At 79.9% G+C, this 10,525-nt stretch carries 7 protein-coding genes; 3 read left to right on the plus strand and 4 right to left on the minus strand.

From position 1 onward, the window contains the following. Positions 1 to 16 precede the first annotated feature (16 nt). From WDV85_RS14390 to mraZ, 4 genes are all read right to left on the minus strand, one after another. Positions 17 to 1,831, minus strand: a complete 1,815-nt coding sequence (locus WDV85_RS14390) for a peptidoglycan D,D-transpeptidase FtsI family protein (protein WP_339571276.1) — start codon at positions 1,829 to 1,831, stop codon at positions 17 to 19. Further along, entirely contained in the window at positions 1,831 to 2,640 is an 810-nt protein-coding gene (locus WDV85_RS14395) for a hypothetical protein (RefSeq protein WP_339571277.1), read from the minus strand. Before WDV85_RS14395 ends, WDV85_RS14390 begins: the two co-directional genes overlap by 1 nt. Beyond that, complete coding sequence (rsmH, locus tag WDV85_RS14400) at positions 2,637 to 3,692, minus strand: 16S rRNA (cytosine(1402)-N(4))-methyltransferase RsmH (protein ID WP_339571278.1); 1,056 nt, start codon at positions 3,690 to 3,692, stop codon at positions 2,637 to 2,639. Before rsmH ends, WDV85_RS14395 begins: the two co-directional genes overlap by 4 nt. A gap of 322 nt (positions 3,693 to 4,014) precedes the next feature. Next, positions 4,015 to 4,446, minus strand: a complete 432-nt coding sequence (gene mraZ / locus WDV85_RS14405) for a division/cell wall cluster transcriptional repressor MraZ (protein WP_171204286.1) — start codon at positions 4,444 to 4,446, stop codon at positions 4,015 to 4,017. Between the two features lie 549 nt (positions 4,447 to 4,995). Here mraZ and WDV85_RS14410 point away from each other — a divergent pair. The 3 genes from WDV85_RS14410 to WDV85_RS14420 are packed head-to-tail and all read left to right on the plus strand — an operon-like array spanning position 4,996 to position 10,126. Beyond that, on the plus strand, positions 4,996 to 6,024 hold the full coding sequence (locus tag WDV85_RS14410; protein WP_339571279.1) for an AAA family ATPase: 1,029 nt from the start codon (positions 4,996 to 4,998) through the stop codon (positions 6,022 to 6,024). A gap of 5 nt (positions 6,025 to 6,029) precedes the next feature. After that, a complete protein-coding gene (locus tag WDV85_RS14415; RefSeq protein ID WP_339571280.1) occupies positions 6,030 to 7,559 on the plus strand; it encodes a DUF58 domain-containing protein in 1,530 nt (509 codons plus the stop codon). Continuing rightward, on the plus strand, positions 7,556 to 10,126 hold the full coding sequence (locus tag WDV85_RS14420; RefSeq protein ID WP_339571281.1) for a transglutaminase-like domain-containing protein: 2,571 nt from the start codon (positions 7,556 to 7,558) through the stop codon (positions 10,124 to 10,126). Before WDV85_RS14415 ends, WDV85_RS14420 begins: the two co-directional genes overlap by 4 nt. Positions 10,127 to 10,525: the final 399 nt, after the last annotated feature.

Genomic DNA, 10,525 nt, shown 5'->3' on the forward strand with positions numbered 1-10,525 from the left:
GCCGGCTCCGGGCGGCTCACCAGGTCTGCGGGTAGAGGCGCGCCGGCTCCGAGGACGGCATGTCGCCGCGGGCGGTGAGCGCGTAGGACAGGACGTCCTTGAACACCGGCGCCGCCACCTGGCCGCCGTAGAACCCGTTGGTCGGGCGCTGGACGATGACGGCCACGACGACCTGCGGGTCGTCGGCCGGCGCGTAGCCGATGAAGGAGCTCGTGTAGCCGGTGTAGCCCCCGCGGTCGTCCGGCGCCTCCGCCGTCCCCGTCTTGCCGGCCACGCGGTAGCCGGGGATCGCGGCCGCGTCGCCGGTGCCCTCGGCGACGACGCCCTCGAGCATCGTCGAGACCTGCTGGGCCGTCTCGGGGCTCACGACGCGCACGCCGGGCGGCTGGGCCGCCGGGTGCTCCGTGCCGTCGGGGTCGACGGTGCCCGCGACGAGGCGCGGCGGGACCCGGACGCCGTCGTTCGCGATGGTGGCGTAGACCTCCGCCGCCTGCAGCGCGTTGACGGAGACGCCCTGGCCGAAGAGGACCGTGTACTGCTGGCGCCCGTCCCAGTCGTCGGCGGCGGCGAGGATGCCCGGCGTCTCGCCCGGCAGCTCGATCCCGGTGCGCTCGCCGAAGCCGAAGCGCCGCATGTAGTCGTGGCGCTGCTCCCGGGTGAGCCGCTCGCCCACCCGGACGGTCCCGGTGTTGGAGGACTCGCCGAGGATGCCGGCGAAGGTCAGCCTCTCGAGGTCGTGGTGGTGGGAGTCGCGGAAGGACTGGCCGTTGGCCGCCTCCCAGGTGTAGGGCACCTCGAACCGGTCCAGCGGCTCGACGACGCCCTCCTCGAGGGCCGCGGCCGCCGTGACGACCTTGCTCGTCGAGCCGGGCTCGAAGACGTCGGAGACGGCGCGGCTGCCCAGCGCGGCGGGGTCGGCCGAGGCGAAGTCGTTGGGGTCGACCGTCGGCGACTCGGCGAGGGCGAGGACGTGCCCGGTGCCCACCTCGAGCGCGACGACGCTGACCCACTCGGCACCGGCCTGCTCGCGCATCGCGGTCGCCCGCTCCTGCGCCGTCCACTGCAGGTCGCGGTCGATGGTCAGGCGGACGTCGGAGCCGGGGACGGGCTCGACGCGCTGGCTCTCCCCCATGGGGATGGCCTGGCCCATCCGGCCGCGCTCGACCCGCTGGAAGCCGTCCGTGCCGGCGAGCTCGTCGTCCATGACCGCCTCGACGCCGCCCAGCCCGGCGTCGCCGTCCCCGCCCGTGTAGCCGAGGACGTTCCCGGCGAGGTCACCGCCCGGGTAGCTGCGGCTGAAGCGCGGCTCGGACGTGATGCCGGCGACGCCCAGGGCCTTGACCTGCGCCCACAGCTCCGGCGTGATGTCGCGGGCCACCACGCTCCAGCGGGACCCGCCGCCCCGGGTCAGCGCGGCGCGGACGTCGGCGGGGTCGCGATCGAGGAGCGCGGCGAGGTCGGCGACGGCGCCGTCCAGCCCCTCGGCGACGACCTCGCCGTCGGCGTCCTCGCGCTCGTAGCCCTCGGCGGCGATCTGCGGGTCGGCGATGACGTCGCGGCGCTCCACGCTCGCGGCGAGGACCTGGCCGCTCGCGTCGAGGATGCGCCCGCGCTGGGCCAGCAGCGGCTGCTCCACGCCCATGCGGTCGGCGAGCGCCTGCTGGGCGACCGCCTCGGCGTCGACGGCCTGCACCTGCACGAGGCGCCCGGCGAAGACGACGAGGAGCGCCAGCACGAGCGCGAGGATCAGCCGCGCCCGCCGCTCGTGGCGCACGAGCGGCCTCGCGGGGTGGTGGGGCGTGCGGTGCGGGCTGCGGTCGGGGCCGGGCATCAGGGCGCGCTCTCCTCGGCGGTGCTGTCGTCGGCGGTGCTGTCCTCGGCGGTGCTGCCGCCGGCGGCGGCCTCGTCCTCGGCCCGGTCGCGGGCGGTGCGGTCGCCCTCGGCCGCCGCCTCGGCGGGCGGCGGCTCGTCGGCGGCGAGGTCCTCGACGCCGAGGTCCCCCGGGGCGGGCGCGGCTGCGGCCGTCCCGGGCGCCGCCGCGCCCTCCTCGCCGGCGGGCGGCTCGGGGGCGGGCGCGGGCGCGCCGACGACGACGCCCTCGGGCAGCCGCACGAAGCCCGTGGTGCCCGACGGCACCATGCCGAGGTCGGCGGCGCGCCGGCCGAGCTCCTCGGGGGACGCGCTGCGCTGCACCTGCTCGGTGAGGGCCTGGCGGCGCTCCCCCGCCTGCTGCTGGCGGGCCTGCACGTCGTGGAGCTCGTAGGCCCCGTGCGACAGCGAGATGTTGAGCAGGAGCACGGCGAGCAGGGACGCGAGGACGACGACCGCGCACAGGGCGCCGAAGGGCAGCCGCCGGCGCGAGGAGGCCGGCGGTGCGACGAGGCGCACGCGCGGCGCGGCGCTCTCACGACCGGTGTCCTGACGCCCGGGCAGCGGCCGGGCCGGCGCCGCGGCGCGCGCCGTGGCGGCGGCCGCGCCGACCGGAGGACGAGGGGCGGGGCGGGAGCCGGGCCGGGCGCCCGCGCTGCGCGCCAGCGGGGACGCGGCCCGGGCGGACCGGCTGCGGGGAGGCCCGAGGGGGCGCGCGGGCCGGGCGGCGCCGGTGGCGCTGACGGCTCGAGCGGCGCTGGCGGCGCTCATGCGGCGCTCCTTCGGAGGCGGCCCCCGCGGACGCGCTCGGCGGCGCGCAGCCGCACCGACGCGGCTCGGGGGTTGCGGGCGGTCTCGGGCTCGGGCGCCGTCTCGGCGCCCCGGGTGAGCAGGCGCAGCAGCGGCGCGTGCTCGGGCAGCTCGACCGGGAGGTCGGGCGGTGAGGTGCTGGCCGCACCGGCGGCCAGCACCTGCTTGGCGATCCGGTCCTCGAGGGACTGGTAGCTCATGACGACGACGCGGCCGCCGACGGCGAGCGCGTCCACCGCCGCGGGGAGCGCGCGGCGCAGGGCGTCGAGCTCGCCGTTGACCTCCACCCGCAGCGCCTGGAAGGTCCGCTTGGCGGGGTTGCCGCCCGTCCGGCGCGTGGCGGCCGGCACGGCGTCGCGCACGAGGTCGGCGAGCTCGCGCGTCGTCCGCAGCGGCGCGACCTCGCGCGCCGCGACGACGCGGTCGGCGATGCGGCGGGCGAAGCGCTCCTCGCCGTAGTCGCGCAGGACCCGCGCCAGGTCCCCGGCGGGGTAGGTGGCGAGCACGTCCGCCGCCGTCGGGCCGCCGGTGGGGTCCATGCGCATGTCGAGGGGCGCGTCGCGGGCGTAGGAGAAGCCCCGGTCGACCTCGTCGAGCTGCAGCGAGGAGACGCCGAGGTCGAGCAGCACGCCGCCCACCTGGCGCACGCCGAGACCGGCCAGGGCGCGGGGCAGCCCGTCGAAGACCGTGCGGACGAGGTGGACCCGGTCGCCGAAGGGGGCCAGGCGCTCCCCCGCGAGCGCGAGCGCCTGCGGGTCGCGGTCGAGGCCGACGAGCACCGCGCCCGGGCAGCGGCGCAGCAGCGCCTCGGCGTGGCCGCCCATCCCCAGCGTCGCGTCGACGACGACGGCGCCCTCGGCCGCGAGCCCGGGGGCGAGGAGGTCGACGCACCGCTCGAGGAGCACGGGCACGTGGCGGTCGGCGGTGCCCCGCTCGGGCGCCGCGCCGGGAGGGGGGCCGTCGGGGAGGCGGTCCCCCTCCGGGGGCGTGACCGCGTCGGGCTGCTCGCCCATGCCCGCCCCCTCTCCTGCGGCCCGGGGGCCGCGCGTCCGCCGCGTTCCGCCGCCGGGACTGGTCCCCATCCGCTCCGGCCGGTCCCGGGGCCTGGCGCCGGGGAAGTGCGCCAGGACCTGGGGCGGCGGGAGCGGCTGGAGGCCGGACCGGGCGCCGGGTGGTGCTCGTGTGACTCGTGTGACTGTCGTGAAGCGTGTGACTGGCTGTGCGGCCCGTCACGTTGTGCTGACCGATCGTGCAGGTCAGGGGCCCGCGGGCCAGGGAGGCGCGCGGCGCGTCGCCCCGGGGTCCGTGCCGGGCGGACCGGCTCGGGACGCCCCGTCAGAAGAGGCCGGGAACGACCTCCTCGGCGGTGCTGGCGAAGGACTCCTCCTGCTCGGCCAGGTAGGCCTCCCAGGCGGCGGCGTCCCACACCTCGATGCGGGTGCCGGCCCCGATGACGACGACGTCGCGCTCGAGACCCGCGTAGGTGCGCAGGGGCTGCGGCACCGTGATGCGCCCCTGCCGGTCCGGGACCTGGTCGAACGCCCCCGCGAGGAGGACGCGCGCGTAGTCCCGGGCCTGCTTGCTCGTCACGGGCGCCTGGCGGAGCTGCTCGTGCAGCTCCTCGAACGCCCGCTCCGGGAACACGTAGAGGCAGCGCTCCTGCCCCTTCGTGACCACCAGGCCGTCGGCCAGCTGGTCCCGGAACTTCGCGGGGAGGATCAGCCGGCCCTTGTCGTCGAGGCGCGGCGAGTGCGTGCCGAGGAACACCGGCCGCTCCTCCCCTGCGAGCCCCGACCACCCCTCCCCCGGTGCCCGGGAGGGCCGGTCGACGCTCTCTCGCTCCGACGTCCCCCACCGTACTCCACTTCGCCCCACCGTCAACGCGCCGCGCGCCCGCCGGACCACCCGTCCGGAGCAGCGCGGACGACGTCTGCCCAGGTCAGCGCGTCAAGACGGCGGACGGGCGGTGGTGGGGGGCGGTGGAGGGGCGGTGGGGGCGCGCGGCACCCGGAGCGGCGCCGCCGCCGGGCCGCCCGGCCGCAGAGCCCCGCTGGCGCCCCTCCGGGGCCCTGCTGGGCCTCGAGACGCGCGCGGAGGGCACCCGCCGGGTGGCCGAGGAACGCGGGTGGAGGGGAGTGGGGGGCGCCCGGCGCACGGTCGAGGACCGGTGGGGCGGGCGGGTGGGGACCGGTGGGGCGGGCGGGTGGGGACCGGTGGGGCGGGCGGGTGGGGACCGGTGGGGCGGCCTGACGCCCCGTCCGGGGGACGCCGCGGGAGGACCTCGTGCCCGGCGGGGGGCTCACGTACCGTGCGCGGGTGACGTCGACGACCGCGCCACCGAGCGCCGGCACGGCGGGTGCGGCGTCGCCGCCCCCGCCCTCCCCCGAGGAGCTCGAGCAGGCGCGGCGGGTCGCCACGGCCGTCGTGGACGAGGTGCGGGCCGTCGTGCGCGGCAAGGACGAGGTCGTGCGCACCGCCGTCACGACGCTCGTCGCGGGCGGGCACCTCCTGCTCGAGGACGTCCCCGGCGTGGGCAAGACCGTCCTCGCGACGGCCCTCGCCCGCTCGGTGGACCTCAGCGTGCGGCGCATCCAGTTCACGCCGGACCTGCTGCCGAGCGACGTCACCGGCGTGAGCATCTGGGACCCGGGCGAGCGCCGCTTCACCTTCACCCCCGGCGCCGTCTTCGCCGGGCTCGTCGTCGCCGACGAGATCAACCGGGCGTCGCCCAAGACGCAGTCCGCGCTGCTGGAGTGCATGGCCGAGGGCCACGTCACCGTCGACGGCACCACGCACGCCCTGCCGACCCCCTTCTTCGTCGTCGCCACGCAGAACCCCGCCGACATGGAGGGCACCTACCCCCTCCCCGAGGCGCAGCGGGACCGGTTCCTCGCGCGCGTGTCGGTGGGCTACCCGGCTCCCGACGAGGAGGTGGCCGTGCTCCTCGCGCGCAGCGGCGGGGCCGCGGGCGACCCGCTGGACGCCGTCCGCCCCGTCGCGGACGCCGCCGACGTGCGGCGGCTCGTGGACCTGGCGGCCCGCGTGCACGCCGCGCCCGCGCTCGTGCGCTACGTCGTGGACCTCGCGGCCGCGACGCGCGAGCACCCCTCCGTGGTGCTCGGCGCCTCCCCCCGCGCGGCCCTGCACCTCCTGCGCGCCGCCCGCGCCCGGGCCCTGCTCGCCGGCCGGCCGCACGTGCTGCCCGACGACGTGCAGGCGCTGTGCGGCCCCGTGCTGTCCCACCGGCTCGTCACGGTGGACCGCGGCGACCTCCTCGCCGACGAGCGGGCCGCGCGGTCGGCGCTCGACGACGTCCTCGCCCGCACGCCGGTCCGGGGCGGCTGAGAGCCGTGACCGAGCGGGCGCGGGGTCGGCGGCGCGAGGCCGCCGCGCGCGCCCGCGCCTCCTGGGGCGCTCTCACGGGGCGGGGGGCGGCGCTCACCGCCACGGGCGTCGTCGCCGCCGCGCTCGGCGTCGCCCTGGGCCACCGCGACCTCGTGCGCCTGGCCGTCCTCCTGCTCGTCCTTCCCCTCGCCGCCTGGGTGGGAGCCCGCGCGGCGTCGCCGTCCCTCGTCGTCGACCGCTCCGTGTCGCCCGGCGTCGTCCCGGTCGGCGGGAGCGCCTCGGTGCGCCTGGACCTGCACGGCCGCGGCCGCGGCGGCCGCACCCTGCTGGCCGAGGACCTCGTGCCGCCGGCGCTGCGCGCCAGCCCCCGCTTCGTCGTCGAGGCGCTGCCCGAGGGGACGTCGGCCTCCGTGCGGTACGCCCTGCGGGGCGAGCGCCGGGGCCGCCACCCCGTGGGCCCGCTGCGGCTCGTGGTGCAGGACCCCTTCGGCCTCGTGGCGGTCACCCGCTCGACGACCGCCGTCGACCCCCTCCTCGTCGTGCCCGCGCTCGCGCCGCTGGCGCCGGTCGCCGTGCGCGGCGACTCCGCGGGCGCCTCCTCCGTGGACCCGGGTGCGGGCGAGGACGACGTCGTGCCGCGCGAGTACCACCCCGGGGACGACCGGCGCCGGGTGCACTGGCGCACCAGCGCCCGCCGGGGCGAGCTCATGGTCCGGCGCGACGAGCGCCCGCGCCGCGCGGGCGCCTCGGTGCTGCTGGACCGCCGCGCCGGCGCGGTGACGGGCGCGGACGACGCCCGGGGCGTCGCGGCCTTCGAGCGCGCCGTCGCGGCGGCGGCCTCGGCCGCGGAGCGCCTCGCGCGCGACGGCCTGGCCGTCCGCCTCCTGCTCGGCGGCCCCGGGGACGCCGCCCGGGCCGACGCCCGGGGGCGCGCCGCCCGGCTCGAGCGCCTGGCCCTGGTGACGCCCGAGACCGCCGCTGGGCCGACGTCGCAGGCCGCTCCGGAGCTCACCGACGACGCGGGCGGGCCGGGGCGCGCGGGCCGTGGGAGGGACGGGGGCGGGGACGCGGCGGAGGCTGCGGTGAGGGAGCTCCGCGGCCGCCGGGAGGACCTGCTCGTCGTCGTCTGCGGCCCTCGGGAGGCGCGCGCCCTGGCCGCCGCGCCGGCGCGGCGGCGGCTCGCGCTCGTCGTCGCACGCGGGGACGAGGGCCCGGAGGCGGACGCGCCCCACGGCACCGATGCCGCCGGGAGCAGCCGCTCCGGTGGACGGGGCACGGCCGCGGGCCCGGCCGGGACGGGCGCCGCGGGGACGGACCCGGACTCCGTGGGCGCCGTCGTGCGGGCCCTCCGGGCCGCCGGCTGGGGCGCCGCGCGCCTCGGCCCGGACGACGACCTGGCCGACGCCTGGGCCGCCGCCCTGCGGGGCGGTGGGACGACCGCGCCGGAGGACCGGCGCGCCAGCGCCACCGCCTCCGCCACCAGCGGGCGCCGGGTACCCGGCAGCCCTGACGCGGGCGCGCGAGGCGCCGCGTGAGCGCCGAGCGCCGGCCCGGCGGGCGCGAGGGCGTGCCGCCGGGCGCCCCCTCGCTCCTCGCCGGCGCGGCCGTCCTCGCGGCGGCCCTCTCGCTGCTGCCGCTCGTCGACGGGCCCGGCTGGTTCGTCGACGCCGTCGTCGTCGTCGTCGTGGTCGGCCTGGTCGGCGTCGTGCTCGACGCGCTGACGTCGTCGGCGCTCGTCCGGACCGGCGCGCAGGTCCTCGCGGCGCTCATGGTCCTCACCGCCCTCTACGCGCCCGGCAGCGGTGTCCTCGGCCTGCTGCCCGGGCCCGCAGCGTTCGCGTCGGGGCGCCTCCTCGTCGACGAGGGCATGGCCGTGGTCCGGTCCTCCCTGCCGCCCGTCGCCGATCCGCAGGGCCTGCGGCTGCTCGTCGTCGGGGGCGTCGGGGCCGTCGCGGTGGCGGTCGACGTGCTGGCCGTCCGCCTCGGGCGCGTGAGCGCCGCCGGCGCGCCGCTGCTGGCCCTCGTCGCCACCGCCGCCGCGCTGCAGCGCACCGGGCTGCCCGTGGCGGCCTTCGTCGTCGCCGCGGTGCCCTACCTCCTCCTCCTGCGCGCGGAGAGCCGCTGGCGCGAGGGGCGCTGGGGGCGCACGGCCACCCGGTGGCGCCGCGGCGGCGGTCGGGCGACCCGCCCGCGCCCGCCGCTGGTGGCCGCCGCGGCGACGGCGGCGGTCGCCCTGCTCGCCGCCGTCGTCGTGCCCGCCCTCGGGCCCTGGGGCGGCACCGGCCTCCTCGGGGCGCAGGGCTGGGGCGGGGGGCCCGCCGGCAGCGGGCCGGGTGGGGCCCGCGTCAACCCGCTGCTGAGCCTGGCGGACGACCTCGGCGAGCGCTCGGACGCGACGGCCCTCACCTACCGCCTCGAGGGCGGCGGCCCGGCCACCGAGCCCCTGCGCCTCGTGACGGTCGACGTCTTCGACGGCGACACCTGGCGCCCCCGCGACGACGGCACGTCCCTGCAGCCCCTCGAGGAGGGCGTGCCCGAGCCGCCCGGCCTCGACGTCGAGGCGGCCGTCGACGCGGGCGTCGCCGTGCCGCAGGTGCTGCAGGTCCAGGTGGCCGCGCTGCGGCAGGAGTACCTGCCCGCCCCCTACCCCGCCACGGCGGTGGAGCTGCAGCCGGACGCCGGCGCCTGGGGGGTGCGCCCGGGGACGCTCGACCTCGTCGGCGAGGGCGGCACGACGACGACCGAGGGGCAGACCTACGCGGTGCGCTCCCTGCGGCTCGTGCCCGACGCCGCCGACCTCGTCGAGGTGGGCGGCCCCCCCGCCTCCGTCCGGACGACGTGGACGGAGCTGCCGGACGACCTGCCGCCGGAGATCGGCGAGCTCGCCGAGCAGGTGGCGGGCGACGGCGAGCCCCTGCAGCGCGTGGCCCGCCTGCAGGCCTTCTTCCGCGACGACGGCGGCTTCACCTACAGCGAGGAGGCGCCGGGCGGCACCGGCGCCGGCTCGGTGGCGGCCTTCCTCGACCGCCGCTCCGGCTACTGCGTCCACTTCGCCTCGGCCATGGCGCTCATGGCGCGGTCCCTCGGGCTCCCCGCGCGCGTGTCCGTGGGCTTCCTGCCGGGGACGGCGCAGGCGGACGGCAGCTACCGCGTGCGCCTGAGCGACGCGCACGCCTGGCCCGAGGTGTACCTCGGCAGCGACGGCTGGGTGCGCTTCGAGCCGACGCCCGGCGTGCGCACCGGGGCGGCGCCGCGCTGGAGCACCGTCGACGCGGCGGACGCGGCGGTCGCCGCCCAGGAGGAGGCGCAGTCCCCCGCCCCCGCGCCCGCGCCGGCGCCCGCGGAGCCGGGACCGGCGGGCCAGGTCCCGGAGGCGGACGGCGCCGTCCCCGGGGCGTCGGACCCGGCGGCCGACGCCGGGGCCCCCGTCCTCGCCCTGTCCCTCGTCGCGGGCGCGCTGCTCCTGGTCCTCGCCCTCGGTCCCGCCGCCGCGGCCGGCCTCCTGCGGCGGCGCCGGTGGCGGGCGGCGCGGCGGGCGGCCGCAGCGGGCTCGCCCACCGCCCTCGTCGAGCGCGCCGAGGACGACCTGCGGCGCGGCCTGGCCGACCTGGGCCTCGCCCCGCAGGCGTCCGACACCCCGCGCGCCGAGGAGCGGCGCCGCGCCCGGCTCGCCGGCGTCGAGCCGGACGACGGTGACGGGCACGGGGACCGGTCGCCCGTGCTCGCGGGCGTCACCGCCCACGGCGCGGGCGAGGGCACCAGCCCCTCGCGGCCGACCGTGGCGGACCCGGGCCCCGCCTCGACGCCGGCGCCGCCCCCTCAGGAGGCCGCGGAGTCGGAGACGGAGGCGGTCGGCGTCCGCGACCGGCTGCGGCGGCAGCGCGAGGCGCTCGAGGCCGCGCGCTACGGCGTCCCTCAGCCTCAGGTCGAGGTCGAGGTCGAGGGTTCCGAGGCGGTGGACGACCGTGGGCGGCGCGCGAGGGCCGCCGCCCGTGAGGCGCGGGCCGACGTCGACGTCGTGCTCGCCGCCGTCGCGGCCCGGCGCCCGCGCCGGCAGCGCTGGCGCGCCCGCTGGGTGCCGCTCGCGCGGCTGCGGCGCTGACCCGCTGAGCTCGCCGGCGGGGCGGCGACCATCACGGGCCGACACGGCCGCACACCACCCCTCCCAGCACCCCCGCAGGGCGACACGGCCACACATCGCCCCCGCTCGCGGCACGCCGGGGCGACATGGCCACATGTCGCCCCCGTCGGCGGGCGCACCAGGGCGACACGGCCGCACCTCGCCCGCTGTCGGAGCCGGCCGTCGTGCGGCTGGAGCTCGACGACTGCGCCCGCTCTGGCGGCGACCGCCCTCTCCGCAGCTCTCTGGTGACGACGTCGCCGGGGCGCCGCAGCGGAGACGGCACCCACCGGGACGTCGGCGACCCGGTCGGCGACGGGCGCGCACGAGCACTCAGGGGGCACGACGGCGTGAGGGCCGGGCGGACCTCTCGGTCCGCCC

The sequence above is a fragment of the Pseudokineococcus sp. 5B2Z-1 genome (assembly GCF_037482305.1).
GTDB lineage: Bacteria > Actinomycetota > Actinomycetes > Actinomycetales > Quadrisphaeraceae > Pseudokineococcus.